General features: G+C 42.8%; 18 protein-coding genes and 3 pseudogenes. 11 read left to right on the top strand and 10 right to left on the bottom strand.

Translation table 11 applies throughout. The features are described 5' to 3' along the window. Positions 1–57 precede the first annotated feature (57 nt). The 3 genes and pseudogenes from FFV08_09130 to FFV08_09120 all read right to left on the bottom strand — a co-directional run bounded on the left by FFV08_09130 (position 58) and on the right by FFV08_09120 (position 4,335). Positions 58–2,398 (bottom strand): annotated as a pseudogene (locus tag FFV08_09130) (FtsX-like permease family protein). Then, positions 2,373–3,656, bottom strand: a complete 1,284-nt coding sequence (locus FFV08_09125; GenBank protein QLB52747.1) for an MFS transporter — start codon at positions 3,654–3,656, stop codon at positions 2,373–2,375. Before FFV08_09125 ends, FFV08_09130 begins: the two are co-directional and overlap by 26 nt. Positions 3,657–3,717: 61 nt before the next feature. Continuing rightward, complete coding sequence (locus FFV08_09120; GenBank protein ID QLB52746.1) at positions 3,718–4,335, bottom strand: TetR/AcrR family transcriptional regulator; 618 nt, start codon at positions 4,333–4,335, stop codon at positions 3,718–3,720. A 153-nt stretch (positions 4,336–4,488) separates the two neighbouring features. On the opposite strand from FFV08_09120, the gene FFV08_09115 reads away from it, so the two are divergent. The 5 genes from FFV08_09115 (at position 4,489) to FFV08_09095 (ending at position 13,355) form a co-directional block, all read left to right on the top strand. Beyond that, entirely contained in the window at positions 4,489–5,058 is a 570-nt protein-coding gene (locus FFV08_09115) for a LemA family protein (GenBank protein QLB52745.1), read from the top strand. 1 nt (position 5,059) lies between these two features. Further along, complete coding sequence (gene htpX / locus FFV08_09110; protein QLB52744.1) at positions 5,060–5,956, top strand: zinc metalloprotease HtpX; 897 nt, start codon at positions 5,060–5,062, stop codon at positions 5,954–5,956. A gap of 76 nt (positions 5,957–6,032) precedes the next feature. Then, complete coding sequence (locus FFV08_09105; protein ID QLB52743.1) at positions 6,033–7,412, top strand: ABC transporter permease; 1,380 nt, start codon at positions 6,033–6,035, stop codon at positions 7,410–7,412. 460 nt (positions 7,413–7,872) lie between these two features. After that, entirely contained in the window at positions 7,873–8,754 is an 882-nt protein-coding gene (locus tag FFV08_09100; protein ID QLB52742.1) for an XRE family transcriptional regulator, read from the top strand. Between the two features lie 68 nt (positions 8,755–8,822). Further along, complete coding sequence (locus tag FFV08_09095) at positions 8,823–13,355, top strand: glucosyltransferase (protein ID QLB52741.1); 4,533 nt, start codon at positions 8,823–8,825, stop codon at positions 13,353–13,355. Positions 13,356–13,482: 127 nt separating this feature from the next. Here FFV08_09095 and FFV08_09090 read toward each other — a convergent pair whose 3' ends face one another. Together FFV08_09090 and FFV08_09085 are read right to left on the bottom strand one after the other, a co-directional pair. Continuing rightward, the gene (locus tag FFV08_09090) at positions 13,483–14,724 is read right to left on the bottom strand and encodes an MFS transporter (protein QLB52740.1); all 1,242 of its coding nucleotides are present in this window, start codon (positions 14,722–14,724) and stop codon (positions 13,483–13,485) included. A 348-nt stretch (positions 14,725–15,072) separates the two neighbouring features. After that, positions 15,073–15,943: pseudogene (locus FFV08_09085) on the bottom strand (XRE family transcriptional regulator). Between the two features lie 97 nt (positions 15,944–16,040). On the opposite strand from FFV08_09085, the gene FFV08_09080 reads away from it, so the two are divergent. Next, positions 16,041–16,571 (top strand): DUF177 domain-containing protein, encoded by a 531-nt coding sequence (locus FFV08_09080; GenBank protein QLB52739.1) that lies wholly within the window; start codon positions 16,041–16,043, stop codon positions 16,569–16,571. Positions 16,572–16,858: 287 nt separating this feature from the next. On the opposite strand, the gene FFV08_09075 is transcribed toward FFV08_09080, so the two are convergent. The 4 genes from FFV08_09075 to FFV08_09060 are packed head-to-tail and all read right to left on the bottom strand — an operon-like array spanning position 16,859 to position 19,597. Next, positions 16,859–17,152 carry a hypothetical protein gene (locus tag FFV08_09075; protein ID QLB52738.1) on the bottom strand — a complete coding sequence of 98 codons (294 nt, stop codon included), beginning with the start codon at positions 17,150–17,152 and terminating at the stop codon, positions 16,859–16,861. Continuing rightward, entirely contained in the window at positions 17,130–17,504 is a 375-nt protein-coding gene (locus tag FFV08_09070) for a hypothetical protein (GenBank protein QLB52737.1), read from the bottom strand. Before FFV08_09070 ends, FFV08_09075 begins: the two co-directional genes overlap by 23 nt. Continuing rightward, the gene (locus FFV08_09065; GenBank protein ID QLB52736.1) at positions 17,501–18,916 is read right to left on the bottom strand and encodes a Y-family DNA polymerase; all 1,416 of its coding nucleotides are present in this window, start codon (positions 18,914–18,916) and stop codon (positions 17,501–17,503) included. The genes FFV08_09070 and FFV08_09065 overlap by 4 nt, the downstream gene beginning before the upstream one ends. A gap of 3 nt (positions 18,917–18,919) precedes the next feature. Further along, entirely contained in the window at positions 18,920–19,597 is a 678-nt protein-coding gene (locus FFV08_09060) for a helix-turn-helix transcriptional regulator (protein ID QLB52735.1), read from the bottom strand. Positions 19,598–19,739: 142 nt separating this feature from the next. Here FFV08_09060 and FFV08_09055 point away from each other — a divergent pair. Further along, positions 19,740–19,886: pseudogene (locus tag FFV08_09055) on the top strand (YcxB family protein). Positions 19,887–20,057: 171 nt separating this feature from the next. On the opposite strand, the gene FFV08_09050 reads toward FFV08_09055, so the two are convergent. Beyond that, entirely contained in the window at positions 20,058–20,480 is a 423-nt protein-coding gene (locus FFV08_09050) for a DUF805 domain-containing protein (GenBank protein QLB52734.1), read from the bottom strand. A 173-nt stretch (positions 20,481–20,653) separates the two neighbouring features. Here FFV08_09050 and FFV08_09045 point away from each other — a divergent pair, with 173 nt between their 5' ends. From FFV08_09045 to FFV08_09030, 4 genes are all read left to right on the top strand, one after another. After that, complete coding sequence (locus FFV08_09045; GenBank protein ID QLB52733.1) at positions 20,654–21,142, top strand: YcxB family protein; 489 nt, start codon at positions 20,654–20,656, stop codon at positions 21,140–21,142. Positions 21,143–21,221: 79 nt separating this feature from the next. After that, positions 21,222–21,761 carry a 16S rRNA (guanine(966)-N(2))-methyltransferase RsmD gene (gene rsmD, locus FFV08_09040; protein QLB53294.1) on the top strand — a complete coding sequence of 180 codons (540 nt, stop codon included), beginning with the start codon at positions 21,222–21,224 and terminating at the stop codon, positions 21,759–21,761. Then, entirely contained in the window at positions 21,751–22,245 is a 495-nt protein-coding gene (coaD, locus tag FFV08_09035; protein QLB52732.1) for a pantetheine-phosphate adenylyltransferase, read from the top strand. Before rsmD ends, coaD begins: the two co-directional genes overlap by 11 nt. After that, positions 22,232–23,275, top strand: a complete 1,044-nt coding sequence (locus FFV08_09030; protein ID QLB52731.1) for a PDZ domain-containing protein — start codon at positions 22,232–22,234, stop codon at positions 23,273–23,275. Before coaD ends, FFV08_09030 begins: the two co-directional genes overlap by 14 nt. The last annotated feature ends 202 nt before the right edge of the window (positions 23,276–23,477 follow it).

Genomic DNA, 23,477 nt, shown 5'->3' with positions numbered 1-23,477 from the left:
AGTCTTCTCCTCGGATGCAAAATAAATGCTAAGCGCTCGGAAGCTATCTGCTTAAGGTCAATGTTCCTTGAGATAACGTCCAATTTCTAGATTGTTCAGCGCTCGGAGACTTATGTGTGCTGCTGTGAGTCCACTAAGAAGCAGAGCCAGCGGTGTCCATAGAAAAGTAAAGGACTTATTGATGATGAGCTGGAGCTTGCTGATACCGAAGCTGCTGAGTAGCAAACTGCAAACTTCTTGCCCCAGACTAAGGAGCAGCAGGTTGGCTATTGCCAGAGCCAGCATCAAGATAAAGCAGATAGCTAGCAGGTAGTGACTCCTGAGTCGTTCACTGCCAAATCCCAGCATCCGATAAAGTGCCAAATCGGATTGGTCCTTGGTGAAAATCATATAGACAAAGAGAGTCATAAGGATGAAGATGATGGCCAGTCCTGTCCAGAAAACGCTGGTCTGAATCAGGCGGAGCATGGCTAGAGTGTCATCAAAAGTCTGATGGAAAAAGTCTTCTACATCGGTTAATTTATAGTTGGAATATCGTTTCTTCCACTCGTTGATTTTTTTAGCTTTGTTGCTAGGATTTTTAAGTCGGATGGTCGTCAGACTATTGAGCGTTTGGGCTTGCTTTGTCACAAAGACAGCCTTGGCGGTCTTGCCACCGTAGGTCAGGTCTGAGTAGATACCGACTATTTTTAGTTTTCTTGCTTGACCGTCTACCGTCAAGGTCAAGCTGTCTCCTACTTTTAGCTTGAGCTCTTCTGCCTGCAGCTTGGAGAGGGCAATTTCATGCTCGTTTTTAGGATAGCGGCCTTGGCTGTATTTGACTGGAAATCCTGCATGGTTTTCCAGAGTTACCCGCAACTGCTGGGTTTGACCTTGCTGGTCTTGATAGGAGAAATTCTGGCTTTGGTACTGATTAATCTCTGCGATATCCTTGTCTGCTTGCAGTTCTTTCAGAAGCTGGGCTGTCTTGATATTGATATCATCAGTCTGAGAAATATCAACCAACACATCTGCCTGACCAGCTCCTAGATACTGGATGAAGTTTTTGTCCATCACAGTGCTATAGAGACTGGCTGGCAGCAGGATAAGCAGGCTAATCAGACTGACAATGAACAATATAGTCAAATAGAGTTTTTTATGATTTAGAATCGTTTTCAGAGCGAAATAGGCTCTGTCTAAAAAGGGAATAGGCGGTAAGCCCATTTTGGGAGTAGAACGAGTCTCGGTCAGACTGTTGGAAGAAGCTAATCTTAAAGCTTGGCCGGGCGTCATTTTCTTAAAGGAGCTGAGAGGCCGGGCAGTCAGCCAGAAGACTAAGAGACAGAGCAACAGAGCCACTAGCATTTCCAAAAGATAGCTATAGAAGGGCGTCGGGCTTTGCCCCATAGACAATACCATCTGTTTTTTAAAAGGAGCACTCAGAAGAAAGGACAGTCCCCATCCTATGATGGTTGCCAGAGCCAGACAGAAATAATACTTGGTCAGGTAGACCCTGCTGATAAAGCTTTGGGGCAGTCAGTCCCATCACCTTCATAAGGGCAATCTGCTGCAGTTCTTCTTGAATCTTGGTCAAGAGGGCAAAGCGCATGCAGAGAAAGGTGATACCAATAATGGCCACAACCAGCAGTCCCATGACCAGGATGACTAGAGCATCATTGAAGCCATCGATTATTTTGATGGTCGGATAGGTAATCATAGGCGGTCCATTGGACTCAAGCTCTGCATTTTTATAGGCTTGCTCAATGGTTGAGATCTGGCTAAACTTATGTACTCGAAAAGCAATCAGCTTCTCATTAGATGCAAATGCTTCTTTTTTCAGAGTCTGCAAATCAGCCTGCGAGATGAGGAAGCGCTTGGAGGAGACCAGACCAGCATTCATCTGGGCATCTCGGATAAAGCCCTGGACAGTTAGCTGCAGTTTGCCGACCCTTATTTGGTCACCGATTTTGATTTTTCCGCTGTTGTAGTAGTAGAGCGGGATATATAGTTGCCCCGGCCGAGGCTGGGCTGGCTGGTTATTCTGATCTAGCAGAAAGTCAAAGTTTTGGTTCTGACTGGAAAAGCCATTATCCTGCGAGCTGTCCTGAAGCGAGTCTTTCTCATTGATGTGGATGGCTGATCCTTCTACATTGACAAAGTCTGTCAGCTGCCAAGAGGCAATTTCTGGATGCTGCTGGACAAAGTTTTGCAGTCGTTCTCGGTTAATGCTTCCGCTGTGCATTTGTAAGAGATGAGGGCTTTTGGCTGTTTCTACAAAGCGCTCAATCGAGTTGCTAAGACTGACGGTCAAGCGCGTGGCTGCAAAGCTTAGGGTCAGCGTCAGAAGCAGGAAAAGCCCGATGACCAGCATACTGACTTTGTTTTCTTTTAAATCATTTTTTATCAAGCGTTGAAATATATTCCAGCTCCTTTACTGAACGTGCTCGGGAGAGCAGGTAAGCACCGATGCTGATAGAGATACCGGATAGGATAAAGAGCAGACCGTATCCTCTGCCTCCGCCAACACCGATGATTTTTCCGACAGAATTTGCCAGCCAGCCAAAGTAAGTCAGTGAGGGCTTGAAAAGAGTATCCGCGACCCAACCCATGCCAGCATAAGCTAGCACATAGCCCAGCTGAGAAATAATCCCAATGGTTCCCCAGACCTTGCCCTGATCCGCTTTATTGATATTGATGCGGACCAGATAGTCAATGGCAGTATTGGCAAAAGGCAGAGCAGCAAAGAGGAGAAAGCCAAAGCTGCAAATCCAGATGAAGTTTTCCTTCATGCCCAGCCCAAGCATGAAGAGTCCCAGTAGAAATAGAGATAGGCAGAGCATACGATGGAAGTGTTTTTTGATAGCAAATATCCCCAGAACCAAGCCTCCAATCAGCATACCACTGCTAGAGATGGTCATCACCCAGCCGGTTGTTTTGGCGTCTGAGAAAGCCAGCACCAAGGGAGAAAGCAGGATTTGGACTGTTCCCAAAAAGAAGGAAAAGCCTGTTCCAGCTAGGACTAAAATCCAGATGCCTTTTTTTCCATAGACGATTTGAAAACCTTTAAGGAAATCAGCCCAGAAACGACTATCACTGCTATAAACTTGCGAATGAATGGCTCTACGAGCGAGCAAGGTGCAGGCTACTGTCACGAAAATAGTTGAAAAGTCCAGCAACAGAATCGTGCTGATATGTCCACTCGCTAAAATCATTCCAGCCAAGGCTGGTGAAATCAGATAGCGGGCAATGCCATTAATCTGGGACAAACCAGTTGCTTTTGATAACTGGTCCTCAGGCAGCAAGTCGGAAATCGTAGCTCGAAAGGCCGGATTGACCAAGGCTGAAAAGAGTGAGCTAATGGCAGCTCCGATACAGATAAAAATCAAAGCAGGATTCTTCAGACTAAAGTAAATCCAGAGAACTCCTAAGCCTGACAGGCCATCTCCCAGAGCCATCAGCAATCTTCGGTCATAGCGATCTGCTAGAATTCCAGCCAGAGGGGTGACCAAAAGACCGGGCAGGAAAGCACAAAGAGTAACAAAAGAAGAAACAGAAACCAAACCGGTCAGCTGGAAGATATAAACTCCTAAAGCGAAAGAAGTCATACCAGAGCCGATTTCTGAAATGAGGCTTCCTATCCAAATCAATAAAAAGAGTCTAAAGCCTGATTGTTTCATAGTTGCCTCCTAATCTTGTGACGTCAAGTAAGTGTAAATAGTGAATCTAGTGCTTATTTTTTTAGCTGCTTTGAGTCTGAATCAAGTCTAGAAAGGGATTGAAGTAGCCTTGCCGGCTGTGAAAAAGAGTTTCTAAAAGATAGAGAAAAGCTTGCAGTTTTTGCTGCTGTTTTTCTGGGGGTAGAGCCTGAAAACTGCTGCCAAAAGCTTGTAGTGAATAAGTAAGAATCATTTCCAGGCTTTCGTAGGGATAGTCGGTCTTCATGTCTCCAGCGGCGATGCCGTCTTGGATGATGGGGAGTAAAATTTGAGGTGCCCGTTCAAGAAGAATTTGATTGGTTTTTTCGTGCAGGAGCGCATTTTGTGGCTGATTGAGATGCAGCAGCACTTCCTCTCCCTCTTGGTGATTGAGATTCAGTGCAGCCATGCTGCCAGCCAAGCGCTCCAGAACAGTCAGTTCACGATTATCAGCAAAGGCTTGGGAAGCTGTAAATGCTCTTTCAATGGTTCGCTCAATGATGGCATCCATTATCTCTTCCTTAGAAGAAAAGTAATAGTAGAGAGTACCACGGGCGATTTGAGTCGCTTCTAAAATCTGGGAGATAGAGGTCTGGTCAAAGCCTTGCTCCATAAAAAGCTCCTGAGCGGTATCTAAGATAAAGTCTTTTTTATTGGCCATGTTTGTATCCTTTTCGGTAGTAAAATTTTATTCGACCGACAGTCGGTATATTCTTTCCTTTATCATACATCTTTTCTAAATCCATGTCAAGAATAAAGACAGTTCTACTATTTTTTGATATAATAAGTCTAATCAAAATTGAAGGAGTATATCATGACTTTTATTATTGTTCTTATTATTGTCGCGGTTTTAGCATTCTTTGTCGTTGGTGCGTACAATACCTTAGTTAAAAGCCGCATGCAGACTCAGGAAGCTTGGAGCCAGATTGATGTGCAGCTCAAACGCCGTAATGACCTGATTCCTAACCTCTTGGAAACGGTCAAAGGCTATGGCAAGTACGAGCAGGCAACCTTGGAAAAGGTAACACAACTGCGCAACCAGGTAGCTTCAGCTGCTTCACCTGCCGAAGCCATGCAAGCCAGTGACGCCCTTTCTCGTCAGATTTCTGGAATCTTTGCAGTAGCTGAAAGCTATCCAGATCTGAAAGCTAACACCAACTACCTGAAGTTGCAGGAAGAGCTGACCAATACAGAAAATAAAATTGCTTATTCTCGTCAGCTTTATAATTCAGTAACTAGCAACTACAATGTCAAGCTGGAAACTTTCCCAAGCAATATTGTTGCAGGAATGTTTGGCTTTAAAGCTGCAGACTTCCTCAAGACACCAGAAGAAGAAAAGGCTGTACCAAAAGTTGACTTTGGCAGCACTGGACTAGGTGACTAAGATGCTATTTGATCAAATTGCCAGCAATAAAAGGAGGACTTGGCTCCTCCTTATCGCTTTTTTCGGCCTCTTAGCTCTTGTTGGAGCAGCTATAGGCTATCTCTGGCTGCGGTCTGCTGTAGGTGGTGTCTTGCTAGCCTTGATTATCGGAGCTATTTATGCCGGAGTGATGATTTTCCAGTCTACAGAGGTTGTCATGGCTATGAATGGAGCCCGTGAGGTCTCTGAGCAGGAAGCGCCTGAGCTTTATCATATCGTACAAGATATGGCCATGGTCGCTCAGATTCCTATGCCTCGGGTCTATATCGTAGAGGATCCTTCTCCCAATGCTTTTGCGACCGGTTCTAAGCCTGAAAATGCAGCTGTGGCAGCAACGACAGGTATCTTGCAAATCATGAATCGTGAGGAGCTTGAGGGAGTGATTGGCCATGAAGTCAGTCATATTCGCAATTACGATATCCGAATTTCAACGATTGCTGTGGCTTTGGCCAGTGCTATTACCATGTTGTCTAGCCTGGCTGGCCGGATGATGTGGTTTGGTGGTGGACGGCGCAGTAGTAATGATCGAGATAATGATAGTGGTTTGGGAATTATTCTCCTTATCGTATCATTGATTGCTATCGTTTTAGCTCCTCTGGCAGCTACCTTGGTGCAGTTGGCCATTTCTCGTCAGCGGGAGTTTCTGGCTGATGCTTCCAGTGTAGAGCTGACCCGCAATCCGCAAGGGATGATCAACGCCCTGCTCAAGCTGGATCGCAGTGAGCCTATGGAGCATCATGTTGATGATGCAAGCGCAGCTCTCTATATCAGCGACCCTAAGAAAGAAGGTGGACTGAAGAAACTCTTCTATACACACCCTCCTATCTCAGAGCGGGTGGAGCGCTTGAGACAGATGTAAAAACTGGGAAAATTCTCAGTTTTTTTATTGTTTATGCTATAATGATAGATGAATAATATAGTAATTAGGAAATGTAATGAAAAAACTAAAAGCCTCTAAAGATTTATTTACAATTTTTTATATTGTTAATTGGATTCTGTCTATAATAATAGCCCCTTTGGGTGGCTATGCAGTAATAGTTCTACTGCTATCTACTATAGAATTTCTGAGTTCAGGCAAGACAAGCATATTAATGCAGTTTATGATATTTAGTATGATTTTTAAGTTTGTTGTTCTGATCTATCTGTTTATTTATCTGATTTTGAGCTTTCGTTCGCTGATTCAGAGTATAAAGACAAGCAAGGATTCGCTTTATCTGGCTCCAATCAGTTTAATTCTGACTCTCTTACTTCAGCTATTTCCATTCATCTCTGCTTTGAAAGATACGCGAACCATAGAACCTTATCGCTGGTTGATTGAGGTTGTGCCACTATGCTCGATTTTGCCTTTCCTCAGCTATCTTTACGGTCGGTATGGACTCAAAGGACAAAGAAAGAAGGCACTGCTCTGGGCAGGGCATGTGGTTAATGGCGTGCTAACTTTGCTCATGATTGTAGCTTTTTTTCAGCCTGTCATTCCCCAACTAACACGAACAGAGCGGGTTCTGAGCAGTTTGGAGCAGGAATATAAAAAGCGTGGTATGGATGCCAAGGTGGAGACTGTACCAAGTGGTTATGGGGAAGATGATTCGAATAATCCAGACTTTAATGATATATACCCAATCGGGAAATTTAAAGTAACTATTGGCAAGCATTCTTTCTATGAAGAAGTTCGAGTCAATAAGGCGGGAAGCATTGAAGAAGCTGCGTTTATTGATCCGAAAACAACACCTTCTCCCATTCTGCGAGTTATTCTCCAAAAGGAAAATAGTCAAGAAAATCTAATCAAAACGAAAGAAAATGTAGAAAAAAGTCTAGATAATATAGATGAGAGTGTTAATATCATTCCTCATTATGGGAATACAGAGGTTTCTGTAGAGTACATAACTAATCCTAAGCGCTCAAAACCCAAGAGCTTTGAGGAAAAAGATTTCAAGTTAAATTCTCTCTTTGATCTTACTGATGAGAAATTGCTAGAAAAAGAAGATGTTTGGATCAGTATTAGAATTGAGCTGAATCTGAAGCAAAGACTCTTTGATTCAGATTCAGGAGAAAAATTCTTCCATGATATGGACTATTCCCTCTTTCAGACAGGAAACTATGTCTTTGAGATAGAAGAGAGAGACAAGGATAATGTTACTAGCAAAAAGCAATTTTTTGCTAAAGTTAAGGACGGAAAGTTAGTCCAGTTAAATAAGAACGACAGTGACCAAGACTTGACTGAAGGGTCAGTATCGTTGTTAGAATACTCTTATCGTGGTAGTATAGGCTATTCCATAGACGAAGGGTATGACCACATGGCTGATTGGCCTAATTGATACGGAAGGGAATAGAAGAGGGGGAATTTTATGATTCTATTCCCTCTTTTTTTTAGTCAAATCTATTTTAGTTCATTAGGTGGATTCATTTTCCTTCCTTTAAGTCATGTCTAAAAGGATGTTCTCTCAGATTGTGTTACAATTTTATTTCAAGTTTCTAGAAAAACTTAGATAATCCAATTTTATTTTTGTATTAGTTAAAGACTTAGATTAGAAAAAGTCAGTGTTTTCAAGTTGTCAGGTTGAGCCCTTCTTGCTTTCTTATAAAATAAGCATTTTCTTGAAAACCAGAAAAATTTCAGAAAAAGTCACTATATTGAGTTGTTCTATCAGTCAAATTAATCTATTTGTATTATTTGGAAACACAAAGTAATTTTTCTGTAATAAAAAAGAAATATATTACGAGTATATTAAACTTAGTAGGAATTTTTTATTGCATATATGAAACCGGGGGTTCGGTATGTTGAAAACATTTGGAAAAATTTTCAAAGTCATTAGAGAATCAAAAAACATGTCCCTTAAAGAAGCGGCAGCCGGAGATATTTCAGTGGCTCAGCTGTCTCGTTTTGAGCGGGGAGTCAGTGGCATCACGCTTGATTCTTTCTATTGCTGCTTGAAGAATATGGCTGTTTCTCTAGACGAGTTCCAGTATGTTTATCATAACTACATTGAGGCAGATGATGCGCTCTTCTCAAAAAAAGTAGCTGATGCTTATCAGGAAAACAATGTTGTCAAGCTCCAAAGTATTTTAGCTAGTTCGGAAGCCTTGGTTGAAAAATTTCCTGAGAAAAAGAATTACAGGCTCAATACGATTGTCGTCAGAGCAGTTCTGTCTTCCTGCAATCCAGATTTTCAGATTAGCAAGAAAGATATAGAATTTCTGACCGATCACCTTTTTTCAGTCGAGGAGTGGGGACGCTACGAGCTTTGGCTCTTTACTAATAGTGTGGATCTCTTGACCTTGGAAACACTGGAAACCTTTGCCAGCGAGATGATCAATCGGACCCAGTTTTATAATGACCTACCGGAGAATCGCCGGCGTATTATCAAGATGCTGCTCAATGTTATCAGCGTTTGTATAGAGGGAAATCATCTACAGATTGCTATGAAGTTCCTCAATTATATTGACCATTCAAAAATCCCTGAAACAGATCTCTATGATCGGATGCTGATTAAGTATCATAAGGCGCTTTATTCCTATAAGGTTGGGAATAGCCATGCTCTGAGTGATATTGAGCAATGCCTATCTCTTTTGGAATTTTTAGATTCCTTCGGTGTTGCTCAGAAGCTCAAAGCCCAGTTTGAAAGAATTTGCCTTTCGCAGTTGCAGATGTGCAAATAAAATAGGCCCTCCTCTGAAAAAGGATAAAATAAAGGTAAAACTTTATACCAAATTCAGAAGGAGGTTTTATGATGGAGAAAAAAATTCATTATAAGATGCATAAAGTTAAGAAGAATTGGGTAGCCATCGGTGTGACTACCTTAGCACTTATTGTAGCACCAAAAGTACTTGGTCTAGAAGCAGGTCTTGTCCATGCCGATGATGTTAAGCAGGTGGCAGTTCAAGAGTCAACTACAGTCCAGACTGGTAGCCCGGATCAAGCTGCCCAAGCACAAGCTAGCTCAGCTTCTCAACTAGAAGCAGAAAAAGCAACTTCTGCAGACAAGGGGACTGATGCTGCTGTAGCTAGTGAAAAGACTGCTGAGAGTGCAGGAAATACAGAGGCAGCTGCTAAAACTGATACTCAAGAGCCAGCTAAGCCGGCAGTAGCAGAAGCAGCAGCTACAGAAAAGGCAGCCGTTGTTGAAGAAGCAAAAGCAGCTAACACAGCATCAGAAACTGCTAAAACGGAAGCAGCTAATCAGGATAGACAAGCAAGTCCAGCAACTGTTCAAAAGCAGGCTGTTGACAAACAAGCAAAAAAGACTGTTTCAGACAAGATTGTTGCAAATCCAAAAGTTGCAAAGAAAGACCGTTTACCAGAACCTGCTCAAAGACAGGGAGCAATAGCTGAAAAAATGGTGGCTGCTCAAGCTCAAGATGCGCCTGTGAATACTGAGCATGATGATGATGTGTTGGCTCACATCAAGACCATTGATGGCAAGAAATACTATGTTCAGGACGACGGTACAGTTAAAAAGAATTTTGCAGTTGAACTCAATGGAAAAATTCTTTATTTCGATGCAGAGACCGGAGCATTGATTGATTCAGCTGAGTATCAATTCCAGCAAGGTACTAGCAGCCTCAACAATGAATTTACCAGAATGAATGCCTTCCATGGTACAACGGATAAGGACATCGAAACAGTAGATGGCTATTTGACAGCAGATAGCTGGTACCGTCCAAAAGCTATCCTCAAGGATGGAAAAACATGGACAGCATCAACAGAAACAGACCTACGTCCCCTTTTAATGGCTTGGTGGCCTGATAAGCAAACGCAGGTTAGCTATCTCAACTATATGAACCAGCAAGGCCTGGGAGCAGGAGCTTTTGAAAACAAAGTGGAACAAGCTATCCTGACAGGTGCTTCTCAGCAGGTTCAGCGCAAAATTGAAGAAAGAATCGGTAAAGAAGGCGATACTAAATGGCTGAGAACACTGATGGGCGCATTTGTCAAAACTCAGCCAAACTGGAACATCAAGACGGAGTCTGAAACAACCGGTACTAATAAGGATCACTTGCAAGGCGGAGCTCTGCTTTATACTAATAGTGAGAAGACTTCTCATGCTAATTCTAAGTACCGCATCCTGAACCGCACACCAACCAACCAAACTGGTACACCTAAGTACTTCATTGACAAGTCAACCGGTGGTTATGAGTTCCTGCTAGCTAACGACTTTGACAACTCTAATCCAGCTGTTCAGGCTGAGCAACTCAACTGGCTGCACTTTATGATGAACTTCGGAAGCATCGTAGCCAATGATCCGACTGCTAACTTTGACGGGGTTCGTGTCGATGCGGTAGACAACGTCAATGCGGACTTGCTCCAAATTGCCTCTGACTACTTCAAGTCTCGCTACAAGGTTGGAGAAAGTGAAGAGCAGGCTATTAAGCACCTGTCTATTTTAGAAGCTTGGTCTGACAACGACCCTGACTATAATAAAGACACCAAGGGTGCTCAATTAGCGATTGACAACAAACTTCGTCTGTCCTTGCTTTATTCCTTCATGCGTAAGCTTTCTGTCCGTAGCGGAGTAGAGCCAACGATTACTAATAGTCTGAATGACCGTTCTACTGAAAAGAAAAATGGCGAGCGGATGGCCAACTATATCTTTGTTCGGGCTCATGACAGTGAAGTGCAAACCGTTATTGCCGACATCATTCGGGAAAATATCAATCCAAATACTGATGGTTTGACCTTTACCATGGATGAGCTCAAGCAAGCCTTCAAGATCTACAACGAAGATATGCGCAAGGCGGACAAGAAGTATACGCAGTTCAATATCCCAACTGCTCATGCTCTCATGCTCTCCAATAAAGACTCTGTCACTCGGGTCTACTATGGTGATCTCTATACAGATGACGGCCAATATATGGAGAAGAAATCTCCTTACTATGACGCTATCGATGCCTTGTTACGGGCTCGTATTAAGTATGTAGCTGGCGGTCAGGACATGAAAGTCACCTATATGGGTGTGCCTCGTGAGGCGGATAAATGGTCTTACAATGGAATTTTGACTTCTGTTCGTTATGGTACTGGTGCCAACGAAGCAACGGATGAAGGAACAGAAGAGACCCGTACCCAAGGGATGGCAGTTATTGCTTCTAATAACCCGAATCTCAAGCTGAACGAGTGGGATAAACTGCAAGTCAATATGGGAGCAGCCCATAAGAATCAATACTACCGTCCTGTACTCTTGACGACTAAAGATGGCATTTCCCGCTATCTAACTGACGAAGAAGTGCCGCAATCGCTCTGGAAGAAGACAGATGCCAATGGTATTTTGACCTTTGATATGAATGATATCGCAGGCTACAGCAATGTCCAAGTTTCTGGTTATCTGGCTGTTTGGGTACCAGTTGGTGCTAAGGCAGATCAGGATGCACGTGTAACAGCCAGCAAGAAGAAAAATGCCAGCGGTCAGGTTTACGAATCTAGCGCAGCCCTTGATTCTCAGCTGATTTACGAAGGTTTCTCTAACTTCCAAGACTTTGCAACCCGTGATGACCAGTATACTAATAAAGTCATTGCTAAAAATGTCAACCTCTTCAAGGAATGGGGAGTGACTTCGTTTGAGCTGCCACCTCAGTATGTATCTAGCCAAGACGGTACTTTCCTAGACTCTATCATCCAGAATGGTTATGCCTTTGAAGACCGCTATGATATGGCAATGAGCAAGAACAATAAATATGGTTCTTTAAATGACTTGCTCAATGCTCTCCGTGCTCTTCATAGTGTCAATATCCAAGCCATTGCAGACTGGGTTCCAGACCAAATCTACAATCTGCCAGGCAAGGAAGTAGTAACAGCAACTCGTGTCAATAACTACGGAACCTACCGTGAAGGCGCAGAAATCAAGGAAAAACTTTACGTTGCCAATACTAGAACGAATGGTACAGACTATCAAGGCAAGTATGGTGGAGCCTTCTTGGATGAACTCAAAGCTAAATACCCGGAAATCTTTGAACGAGTACAAATTTCCAACGGTCAAAAGATGACGACTGATGAGAAGATTACCAAGTGGTCAGCCAAATACTTCAACGGTACCAATATCTTGGGTCGTGGTGCTTACTATGTTCTTAAAGACTGGGCTAGCAACGAATATCTCAACAACAAGAATGGTGAGATGGTACTGCCTAAGCAACTGGTCAATAAGAAAGCTTATACAGGATTTGTCAAAGATACTACTGGGTTCAAGTACTATTCAACTAGTGGCTATCAAGCTAGAAATTCCTTTATCCAAGATGAAAATGGAAATTGGTATTACTTCGATAACCGCGGCTATCTGGTGACAGGCGCGCAAGAAATTGATGGCAAGCAAGTTTATTTCCTCAAGAATGGTATTCAGCTGCGAGACTCTCTCCGTGAAGATGAAAATGGCAATCAGTACTACTACGATAAGACTGGTGCTAAAATCGTTAATCGCTACTACACTACTGATGGCCAAAACTGGCGTTACTTTGATGCCAAGGGTGTCATGGCTAGAGGTTTGGTAACTCTGGGTGGCAATCAGCAATTCTTCGACCAAAACGGCTACCAAGTCAAGGGCAAGATTGCGCGTGCCAAGGATGGTAAACTTCGTTACTTTGACAAGGATTCAGGTAACGCTGCTGCTAATCGCTTTGCCCAAGGAGATAATCCAAGTGACTGGTACTATTTCGGAGCAGATGGTGTTGCTGTAACAGGTCTTCAAAAACTTGGCCAGCAAACACTTTACTTCGACCAAGATGGTAAGCAAGTCAAGGGTCAAGTCGTGACACTTGCAGACAAGAGTATCCGTTACTTTGATGCCAACTCAGGTGAAATGGCTGTCAACAAGTTTGTCGAAGGTGCCAAGAATGTATGGTATTACTTCGATCAGGCTGGTACGGCTGTGACTGGTCTACAAACCATCAACAAGCAAGTGCTTTACTTTGACCAAGATGGCAAGCAAGTCAAGGGTCAAGTCGTAACTCTGGCTGATAAAACGATCCGTTACTTCGATGCTAATTCAGGAGAAATGGCAGTCGGCAAGTTTGCAGAAGGTGCCAAGAATGAATGGTATTACTTCGATCAGGCTGGTAAAGCAGTAACAGGTCTGCAGCAGGTCGGCCAACAGACCCTCTATTTCGACCAAGACGGCAAGCAAGTCAAAGGCAAGGTTGTCTATGTCAATGGTGCTAACCGTTACTTTGATCCGAAATCAGGTGAAATGGCACGCAATAAATGGATTCAGCTAGAAGATGGAAGTTGGATGTACTTCGACCGCAATGGTAGAGGCAGACGCTTCGGCTGGAACTAATAGCAATAGAATAGACTAAATGAAACTTAATCTTTAGCTTTCTAATACACAAAAACGATAACTCTTTATTTGGAAGTTATCGTTTTTTGCTGTCTTCTGGGAGAATAAATTTAGAAACAAGAATCTATCATCTTTCATTAACATCTTTCTTTTTCTCAATAGATAAGAGCAGAGCAATCACACCTATAAAGCTGAAGATGAGCCAGCTAGCATTCATATTCCAGAGGGCTAGACTGCTGAAGACCATAGTACCAAAGGGAACAGAGAAAGAAAAGAGCAGACTCAGAAAGCTGGAAGTCTGAGCGAGAACATCGGAAGACAACTTGCTCAGTAAGAGAGTATTAATTTTGGGGTTTATTTTGCCAGAGATATAAGCTAGTAAAAATCCAAAAGCAATGCCAACGAAAACAGGCAGATGCAAGAAGTTGCTGACAGCAAGCAGAATCATGGTAAGAGCAGCCCAGATGATGAGCTGATTAAGCGCTAGGCGGCTAAAGTAATCGTGGGGAGTCAGGCTAGCGATGACCATGGCTAGGACAAGAGCTGTCTGAAGAACCAAGAGCGACTGGCTATAGGACAGCTGGAAGATAGGATTGTCCAGCAAGTAGAGATTATAAAGAGCTATAAGAGAACCTGCCATAGCGTTGACGACTAGGATTTGAGCCAGCAGTTTGAGAAAACTGTTAGAACCTTTCTGTTCGAAGATGAGTTTGGACGATGTGTACATTTTCTTCAACTCTTCCTTCAGAGGAGCTTTTTTCTCAGAAATTACGACGGGGTCATGGGTCAATCGGCGGCGGACTAGATAGAGGATGGTGGAGGATAGGAGAAAGGTCAAGGCGTTAACCAAAGCAACTAGGAAAAAGTCTTGCTGGCTGACGGTTAAGAGCCAAACTCCCAAAGCTTGTCCGGCCAGGCTGCAAAGAAAGCTGATAAGCTGGGTAAAAGAGAAAGCTTCCATAAGGTCTTTCTCTGGAACATTCTTTTTTAAAATCGGCATTTGGAGACCGCTGCGATAGTCGCTGATAATATCTGAAAGAATATTCATCAAGCAGACGGCTGAAAAGGCTAGATAGGAGCTGGAGCGAGTCATGAAGGCAACAAGGACAAAGAGCAGGGCCTGAAGATAACCAAAATGAATCAGCCAACGAGCCTTATGAACGGTCTTGTCAGCTTTGATACCAGCAAAGATAGTAAAGAATGTCGGAACCAGGACGATAAAATTAGCCACAGCAATAGCAAACTTGGGATTGGGCATGCTGGAAGCAAATACCACAAAAACGATATTGAAAATAGAAGCTCCTAAGGTATTGAAGATTCGGGAAAGGCTGAGTGAGGCATAGACCCCATTTTTAAAGAATAATTTCATCGTAGACTCCTTTTCTAAACGACAAGAGTGTATAAAAGCTGATTGGGCACATCTGTAATCTAGCTTTTTTTCTCTTTCTGATGGCCATTATAGACCGTTTAAAGCCAAAAACAAGGGCTTTTCGGCAACTGGTTAGGTTTCATAAGCAAGTGGTATAATTCTGAAAGTGACTTGCGCTAGCTCTTTCTGTTTTTAGTATAAAATAGAAAATCTAAGCCACAGGAAATGTTGCATATATTCAACGATTTTTGAGTGCAATTGTTAAAATGAGTAAGTTGGAGTGTATTTTGCATCAAAAAACTCCACTTTCCAACTCAACATCGCTGAGTTCAAAAATGGAGATTTGTATTATTTACTATATTTTTGAAAAGCAGTATCAAGAGCTTCTTGATAATAGTCAGCACTATGCTGACAGTTCAAGATTCGGAAAATGTCGACAGCTTGCTTCATTTGAGTGAGTCCCTCTTCTGTTTGCCCTTTCAAACAGATCAACTCTCCCTGAGCAAAGAGATAGACAATTCGGAAGTAAGTCTCATTTTCTTCGTAAAAGTGTCGCTCAATGACTTGTTGGAAATAGTCTGCCTGGGTGATATTTTCCTGACTAATGGCTAGCAAATATCCATTAAGAAAGGTAGTGTGCAGGGTGTTGCGATTGTTGGCAAACAAGGCTGCGAAATCCTTTCTTGAGAGGATTTCTTTGGTGTATTGGGAAAACAAATCTAGAGATAAAACCGGAGTGCAGACAGAGAAGAGATGGAGCTCGTAGCGCCCCCAAATATCAACTGAAAAGAGGTAATCATGCAGGAAATCAAGCTCTTCTGGTCGGGCTTTTTCAGACTCTTTGAGGGCACAGAGATAGGCCTTTACAATCAGGCGCTCAACCCAATCGCTAGCGCTTTTACTTTTTCGCGTGATTTTTTCTTTTTCCAGATAAAGTTCTTCTAAGAGGTTAAGCTGATTGGCTTGAAGTAGATCTTGAATTTGGCTTAAGAGTTCCTTGTGAGAATGATGATCCTGGATGCCAGCTGCAATGGTAAATTCTTCCGTTTCCGTGTGGATGGCCCTGAGAGCGCTAAAAAGTTTCTGTGCCGACAGTTCGCTCTGCCCATTTTCAAAGCGAGAGAGCATCGATTTTGAAAATTCTCCGCCAGTCGCCTCGGATAAAGAGATGTGCCTTGCCTCGCGAAAAAAATCTAAAAACCTGTCCTAGATGTTCCATTGTCTTCCCTCCTTGTAATTTATTATAACAAAATAATTTTCAATAACAGCGGAGCGCCCAAACATGATATAATAAAAGAAAAAACAAAGAGGAACTTATGTTGCATATTCAAGAAATTCGAAAGAATCCAGAAGGTTTAGCCTTTGAGAAAAAGCTGGACTTGGCAGAGGAGTTAAAAGAACGCAATCCTGAGATTTTAGATGTTCAGGATATTGTAGCCAAAGGAAAGGTTCAATATGAAGATGGCCTTTATTTTCTAGATTATGACCTGTCTTATACCATCACTCTGATGTCCAGTCGTAGCATGGAGCCAGTGGAACTCAAGGAGTCTTATCTAGTCAACGAAATTTTCATGGAAGAAGGACAGACCGCATCGCAGGATATGATTGATCAGGACTTGGTGCTGCCGATTGAAAATGGTGAAATAAATGTAGCCGAGAGTGTGGCTGACAATATCCTGATGAATATCCCGCTGAAAATCCTAACAGCTGAGGAAGAAGCTGGCCAAGGATTTCTGTCAGGCCAAGACTGGCAAGTTATGACGGAAGAGGAATTTGCCGCTGCTCAAGAAGCTCAAAAAGAGAAGAACAATCCTTTCGCCGGTTTGCAAGGACTGTTTGATGAATAATTCTTGTAAAATTTTGAAATCGACAAAAAATAAAAGAAAAGACAAATTGCTATGACTTGCACCCCAAAAGTTAGACAGAAAATCTAACTTTTGGGGTGTTTTTAATATGAAATTAGGTTATACAAATAAACTAGGTATATAACCTAAAAAGAATGGCGTTTCTCGAGTTCAAATATAGCTGGCTCAAATCTTTAATATTATTCCCTAGCTTAAAGCAAGAAAGAATTGAGAAGATTCTAGTAGATGGCTAACTCCATACAATAAGCTCCCAGACTTAGTTTGGAAGCTTATTGATTTATATCTTCTGTTTGGCCTTGATAGTGGTAAATGCAGAGGCGGTTTGCTTGATCTGGACGGCTGACGGTAAAGTGGAAGTAATGGTCCTTCTTGTCCAAACTTTTGGTCTTGGAAAGTTTGAAATAAGTGACTCGGCGGCTGGCCATGTGGAGTAGGATGTCATCTTCCATGACCATCAGAGGCTGGGGAAGATTGGAAAATTGATAAAAATCCTCTTGAAATTGATAGTAATTCTGGGAAAAATAATCAAATTGAAGTTCCTCATGTAGATTCTGAGCAGTCATCTGCGCCTCCTGAAGCTTGTATCGAAAGAATCTGATGGATAGCAAGGACTTTGTAATGGCCACCTTTCTGCAGGAGGACCTGTTTGCTGTCCAGATGAAAGACAGTAACAACAACATCGGTCAGCTTGCCCTGATTGAGAAAGGTGATTCTGATGGGAACTTGCTGACTATAGGCTTGGCTGAGCAGGTGGAATTTCTCCTGCCTGTCAAGCTGAGTTAACTGGCTCATATCTAGTTCTTTTTTGGCCAGAGCAGTGCTGTGCTCAGAGAGAAAAAAGCCAGACCACTTAGCCATGCCACGATCCTGAAAGTCACGAGCTGACTGATAGGGGAGATAGGAGCGATCGGTCATGATAAGCCCTCCAACCCTCCAGCAGAATGGCCTCCGGTTAGCTTGCTTCGAGCAATGGCACGGGAGGAATCCAGCAAGGCTGATCCCTTAAGCAAAGAGGCAAAGCCGAAGCGATCTCTGATGTAGTCAATCGTCAGCTGGAGCTCTTCTTCTTTTTGAATTTGCAGGGGGTCATCAAAGAGAGAAATCAGACCATATCCTTGATCGACAAAGTCACTGTAAAAAACGCCAATCTGTCGGATAGCCCCGCCCTGATATTTAGAACGAAAAAGCTGAACTACGATTTGAGCCAGTCGATCACTGTTATTGGTAGGTTCAATTTTTTTCTGTGTATGAATGGAAGGCAGGCGCTCCTGCTTGGAATAGCGGGCATAGATGGACACACGCTGGCATTTCTTGCCGGTCCGCCTGAGTCGGATGGCGACCTGCTCCGCCATTTCCCGGAAAACGAGCTCAATCTCTGCCTGTTGTCTATAATCTCGGGGAAGAATTTGCGAATTTCCCAGGCCATGTGACTTGACCTGATAAGGCTTGTGAACATTGCTTTCATCAATGCCATGAGCGTGAAACCAAAGCTGCAGACCCATGACCCCCATTTCTTTTTTGAGAATGTCGGGATTAAAATGGGCCAAATCATAAATGGAATGGATGTCTAGCTTCTTAAGACGAGTGGCTGTTCGGTGGCCGATGCCCCAAAAATCAGTCATTGTTGGGATAGTCCAGACCTTACTTGGAACATCCTCATAGGACCAGTTGACCCGCATCTTTTTTGTGTGTTTTGCTTCAATGTCCAAGGCCAACTTGGCGAGAAGAGGATTGGCGTTGCTCAGACCGATAGAGGCATAAATCCCAGTCTTCTTCCAGATCGCCTGTTGAATGCGGGCAGCAAGCAGGTCTAGTTTGGTCCTGCGGTCCAGCGTCTGATCGGGAATGAAGTAGTTGATAGAGCTTGTCAAATCTAGGAAGCCCTCATCGATTGAGTAGGGGAAAATGTCATCGGGAGCTGCGAAATCCTGGAAAATCTTTTGGATTTCCATATTTTTCTGGATGTAGTAATTCATCCGAGGTGGGACCAATAAGGTCTTTTGAGCAGCGTCTTCGATAAAGCGCACATAATCTGCTGTAATAGGCAGTCCCAGCTTGCGGGCAGCAACATAGTTGAACTTACGGGTGTGGACATCAAAAGGAAGATTATAGCTTCGGCTGACATTTTGGCTACCGAAATTCTTTTTAAAGAGAGGGGTGGCAGCTAGTATCAGTCCGGCAGAGTTTTCAATTCGACTCATGACACAGAGCGAGGTTTTCAAAGGGTCAAGGCCGAGGGCAATGCATTCACAAGAGGCGTAAAAACTTTTCATATCCACAAAAGCAATGTCTGAATGGGGCTCGCGTGAATAATCAAATAGGGCCATAACTTACACCTCAATCGGCAGAAAATGTCCGACTACGATACCAACAATGCTAGGCTGATCTTCATAGGGAGCAAAGAGATCCTCGTAGTCAGGGTTGATAGACTCTAGGCGTAGACCTTCAGCTTCTCGGTAGACTTTTTTGATATAGGTCTTGCCATTCCACATGAGAGCATAGACCGCCCCATCGTAGTCGAATCCTGTCTGTTTCATAAGGGCAACAGAGCCATTGGGATACTTGGGCTCCATAGAATCCCCAGAGACCCAGGATGCAAAGTCATGCTGGATATCTTGATCAAAGTAGACAGTTTCGTAGTCTGTTTCATTGTCATAGTAACTGTGACCGCGACCTGCAGCCAGCTCAACAGATAGAACCTTATAGGCTGTAAGAGAGCTAACCTTGTGCTGTCTCTCTAGGAGCCGACTAGCGAGCTGGTCTACTTCTTTTTTATGTGGTGGAGTTAGTAAAGGGTAGGTGTAGAGCGCACTGGTCTCATCCACAAAGTAGTTCTCCTGGACCTTGAGACAGGTGGCCAACCTCCTGAGATTTTTGGCGTGGGGTTCTGCTAGACCATTTTCCCAAGCAGAGTAAGTCTTTCGAGAAATGTCCAGCTCTTGGTAAATGGAAGACTGAGTCAAATTAAGCTCCAGCCGGCGTTTTTTTAATTTTTCATGCGAAAACATATTACACCTCCTACGTAACGTTTTAAAAGTTACACATAGTATACCAGATGAAATTGAGAAAAGCAAGTGCTTTATTGAGTATTTTCATTCCGAGTAAGAGTGTGGTAAACTGTAGGGAGGAATCTAACCTGGAGATAGCGAGATGTTTCCTATAGCAGCAAAAACGACCATGACAGAAGAAGCATACCGCCGTTTCGCTTGGACCAACTTTTGGTATAAAAAGACAGGGCTCTTGCCTCTGATTAATAGTGAAGTAGCTTTATTAGCAGTGGGATTGGCATGTCTATTTTAAGTATAATCTTAGTGTTAACATGACTGTCAACAAGTTTAAACAAGATGAACAGCCTGTCATTGAGACTGAAAATCTTGAAACAGATATAAATTAAAAGACAAATCGCTGTTTGGGATTTGTCTTTTTACATGTAAATAGCTGCTATTAATGTGTAGATAAAATTGAGATTTATTCTTCAGAGTCTTGTCTGAAGTGTTGGCCTTGAAGTCCTTGATAATCATAACCTTCAGGAATTTCAACTTTTTCGCTTGGGAAACAATTTAGCATAATTAAAAGAAACCAGCCGATAAAGGGAATAAGTGGCAAGAAAATACAAATCCAGTGTTTACCAGCATCACGTAAGCGACGAACTTGAAGAGCAATGGATGGTAGAAACAGTACTAGGCCGAAAATGATGTAAAATCCACCAAAGGATGAAAGAGCTTGCAGCGCTTCTGAACTGTTGTTATTTGCTACTGCACTAAAATATGAAAAGTTAAAAGGTAATAGAATAATATTATGAATGAGAACAACCCACCAGTAATCTGAACGCGTTGAGCGACCAGAAAAGTTTAGGTAGTTCTGCCAGAAATTTTTATAAGCTTGAATCATAACGATCTCCTTAATATTTTATACATCTTATAATATACTATATCGTGAAAAAATAAGCAATTCTTTCATTGTTTTTTCATTACGATTTAAGATAGCTTTATTCCTTTGAGTATTTTCATTCCGAGCAAAAATGTGGTAAACTGTAGGAAAGAATCTAACCTGGAGGTAGCGAGATGTTTCCTATGACAGCAAAGACGATCATGACAGAAGAAGCTTACCGCCGTTTCGCTTGGACCAACTTTTGGTATAAAAAGAATGGCATCTTCTCACTGATTCTCCCTGGGATAGTGGTGCTGATATGCAGTGCAATCTGTTTTTTTATCGGAGAACCTTTGGCAGGCGTAGCTTTTCTTGTTATTGTGGCTGTACTTCCTTTTCTTTACTACCTGTCTATGAATCGACATATTAAAAAGTTTTATAGAGGCAACCCTCTCTGGCATGATATAGAGCAGGAGTTTAGCTTCTATGAGACAGACTTTCGTGTCGTTAATCGGAATAACAATGCCAGATTTGACTATCAAGATATTGTGGCGATTATAGACAAGCCAGAAACTTTTTATATCATGGTTGGCCGGTCAATGGGACTGATCTTGGATAAGGTAGACTGTCAGCCTGAATTAATTGATTTTTTACTAAAATTAAAAGAAAACAGAAGTTTCTAATCTTGAGCCACTTCTGTTTTTTGTCTGTCAAGTTTTCAAAAAATTGGCCTCTTGTGCGATGTGTGTTATAATGTTTTTTATGAGAGTTGTGGCAGGTAAATACGGGGGCAGGCCCCTCAAGACTTTGGACGGCAAGACGACCAGGCCTACGACCGATAAGGTCAAGGGGGCGATTTTTAATATGATTGGTCCCTATTTTGATGGCGGTCGGGTGCTGGATCTTTATGCTGGGAGCGGGAGTTTGGCCATTGAAGCTATTTCGCGAGGTATGGAGACAGCTGTCTTAGTCGAAAAGGATCGCAGAGCTCAGGCTATTATTTCAGAAAATATTCAGATGACTAAGGAGTCCACACGTTTTGATTTGCTCAAGATGGAGTCTGGCCGAGCCTTGGAAATGTTGACGGGGGCTTTTGACTTAGTTCTCTTGGATCCGCCTTATGCCAAGGAGCAGATTGTGGAGAATCTTGAAAAGTTGGAGGAGCGTCAGCTCTTGAGTCAAGATGTTCTGGTAGTCTGTGAGACAGACAAGGACGTTGAATTGCCAGAAGAAATTGCAGGGCTGGGCATTTGGAAGCAGAAGATATATGGAATTTCAAAGGTGACGGTATATGTCAGATAAGATAGGATTATTCACAGGGTCTTTTGACCCGATGACCACAGGGCATGTCGACCTGATTGAGCGAGCTAGTAAGCTTTTTGATAAGCTTTATGTAGGGATTTTCTATAACCGAGAAAAGTCTGGTTTTTTCACAATTGAAGCCAGAGAGCGCATGGTCAAAGAAGCTCTGCAGCATTTGGATAATGTTGAGGTTATTACTTCTCAGAATGAACTAGCAGTGACAGTGGCCAGAAGGCTGGGAGCCAAGGCTTTTGTACGCGGTCTCCGAAATAGTCAAGATCTAGACTATGAAGCCAATATGAACTTTTTCAATCAGGAATTGGCAGGAGAGCTGGAGACGATTTTCTTGCTCAGCAAGCCAGTCTATCAGCATATCAGTTCATCACGTATGCGTGAGCTGATTGCTTTTCAACAGGATATCGCAGCCTATGTGCCCCAAAGTGTAATCAAAGAATTAGAAAGAATCAACAATGAAAAGAATTAAGAAGTTTATATTGCCGACGGTCATTGGCGTCACTATTGTCTTTTTTATAGCAGCACTTTGCGTTCGTCTGCCTTATTATATAGAAGTTCCTGGTGGTGCCGAGGATGTTCGTCAGGTCTTGCTGGTTGATAATAAGGCTGACAAGGAAGCGGGCTCCTATAACTTTGTGACGGTCGGAGTAGAGCAGGCAACCTTTGCTCATCTGGTCTATGCTTGGCTGACTCCTTTTACAGATATTTATTCCGCCAAGGATATGACAGGTGGCTCCACGGACGATGAGTTTAATCGGATCAACCAATTTTACATGGAAACATCGCAAAATATGGCCAAATATCAGGGGTTGACGACGGCTGGTAAAGAGATTAAAATGGACTATTTGGGGGTTTATGTCCTGCAGGTAGCTGATAACTCAACCTTCAAAGGAGTTCTCAATATTGCTGATACGGTAACTGGTGTCAATGACAAGACATTTGAAAGCTCTGAGGAGCTGGTCAAGTATGTCAACTCGCAGAAGCTTGGGGATAAGGTCAAGGTAACTTTCCAAGAAGATGGTCAGGAGAAATCGGCAACCGGAAAGATTATTAAGCTAGAGAATGGTAAGAACGGGATTGGGATTAGTCTGATAGACCGGACGGAAGTCAGCAGTAATATTCCGATTACATTTTCAACTGAGGGTATCGGCGGTCCTAGTGCTGGTCTTATGTTCAGTCTGGCCATTTATACCCAGTTAGCTGATCCGACTCTTCGTGACGGCCGCGATATTGCAGGAACCGGCAGCATCAACAGAGAAGGTGAAGTTGGCGAAATCGGCGGAATCGATAAGAAAGTCGTTTCAGCAGCCCAAAGCGGAGCAGATATCTTCTTTGCGCCGAACAATGAACTTACAGAGGAAGAGAAGAAGCTTTCGCCTAATGGGAAAAATAACTACCAAACGGCTCTGGAGACAGCCAAGAAGATTAAAACGGATATGAAAATTGTTCCAGTTAAAACGCTGCAGGATGCCATTGACTATCTGAAAAAGAACAAGTAAGGAGGCTGGGCAAAAAGTCCAGACTTTTGAGTCTAAATTAGAAAAAACAGATGACGCAGTGGTTGATTGGCATCTTCCTTCGCTTTTTAAGCTCCAAAGATGACCTAATCAACTGTAGGGGGGTGGGAAGACGAACTTTTTTAACTTGATTGAAGTTCTTTCCCACTCCCTTTTCTTGTGAAACAGACAAAATCAGCTGGTC

This window comes from Streptococcus sanguinis, assembly GCA_013378335.1.
GTDB classification, from domain to species: domain Bacteria; phylum Bacillota; class Bacilli; order Lactobacillales; family Streptococcaceae; genus Streptococcus; species Streptococcus sanguinis_I.
The sequence above is the reverse complement of the archived record's forward strand: the minus strand, read 5'-3'. Positions and strand labels throughout refer to the sequence as shown.

Coding starts and splice junctions, on each gene's coding strand:
- FFV08_09060 (QLB52735.1), bottom strand. CDS start 19,597: ATGTTTTCGCATGAAAAATTAAAAAAACGCCGGCTGGAGCTTAATTTG.
- FFV08_09070 (QLB52737.1), bottom strand. CDS start 17,504: ATGACCGATCGCTCCTATCTCCCCTATCAGTCAGCTCGTGACTTTCAG.
- htpX (QLB52744.1), top strand. CDS start 5,060: ATGCTATTTGATCAAATTGCCAGCAATAAAAGGAGGACTTGGCTCCTC.
- coaD (QLB52732.1), top strand. CDS start 21,751: ATGTCAGATAAGATAGGATTATTCACAGGGTCTTTTGACCCGATGACC.
- FFV08_09030 (QLB52731.1), top strand. CDS start 22,232: ATGAAAAGAATTAAGAAGTTTATATTGCCGACGGTCATTGGCGTCACT.
- FFV08_09045 (QLB52733.1), top strand. CDS start 20,654: ATGTTTCCTATGACAGCAAAGACGATCATGACAGAAGAAGCTTACCGC.
- FFV08_09115 (QLB52745.1), top strand. CDS start 4,489: ATGACTTTTATTATTGTTCTTATTATTGTCGCGGTTTTAGCATTCTTT.
- FFV08_09100 (QLB52742.1), top strand. CDS start 7,873: ATGTTGAAAACATTTGGAAAAATTTTCAAAGTCATTAGAGAATCAAAA.
- FFV08_09050 (QLB52734.1), bottom strand. CDS start 20,480: ATGATTCAAGCTTATAAAAATTTCTGGCAGAACTACCTAAACTTTTCT.
- FFV08_09090 (QLB52740.1), bottom strand. CDS start 14,724: ATGAAATTATTCTTTAAAAATGGGGTCTATGCCTCACTCAGCCTTTCC.
- FFV08_09065 (QLB52736.1), bottom strand. CDS start 18,916: ATGGCCCTATTTGATTATTCACGCGAGCCCCATTCAGACATTGCTTTT.
- FFV08_09095 (QLB52741.1), top strand. CDS start 8,823: ATGATGGAGAAAAAAATTCATTATAAGATGCATAAAGTTAAGAAGAAT.
- FFV08_09125 (QLB52747.1), bottom strand. CDS start 3,656: ATGAAACAATCAGGCTTTAGACTCTTTTTATTGATTTGGATAGGAAGC.
- FFV08_09120 (QLB52746.1), bottom strand. CDS start 4,335: ATGGCCAATAAAAAAGACTTTATCTTAGATACCGCTCAGGAGCTTTTT.
- rsmD (QLB53294.1), top strand. CDS start 21,222: ATGAGAGTTGTGGCAGGTAAATACGGGGGCAGGCCCCTCAAGACTTTG.
- FFV08_09105 (QLB52743.1), top strand. CDS start 6,033: ATGAAAAAACTAAAAGCCTCTAAAGATTTATTTACAATTTTTTATATT.
- FFV08_09075 (QLB52738.1), bottom strand. CDS start 17,152: ATGACTGCTCAGAATCTACATGAGGAACTTCAATTTGATTATTTTTCC.
- FFV08_09080 (QLB52739.1), top strand. CDS start 16,041: ATGTTGCATATTCAAGAAATTCGAAAGAATCCAGAAGGTTTAGCCTTT.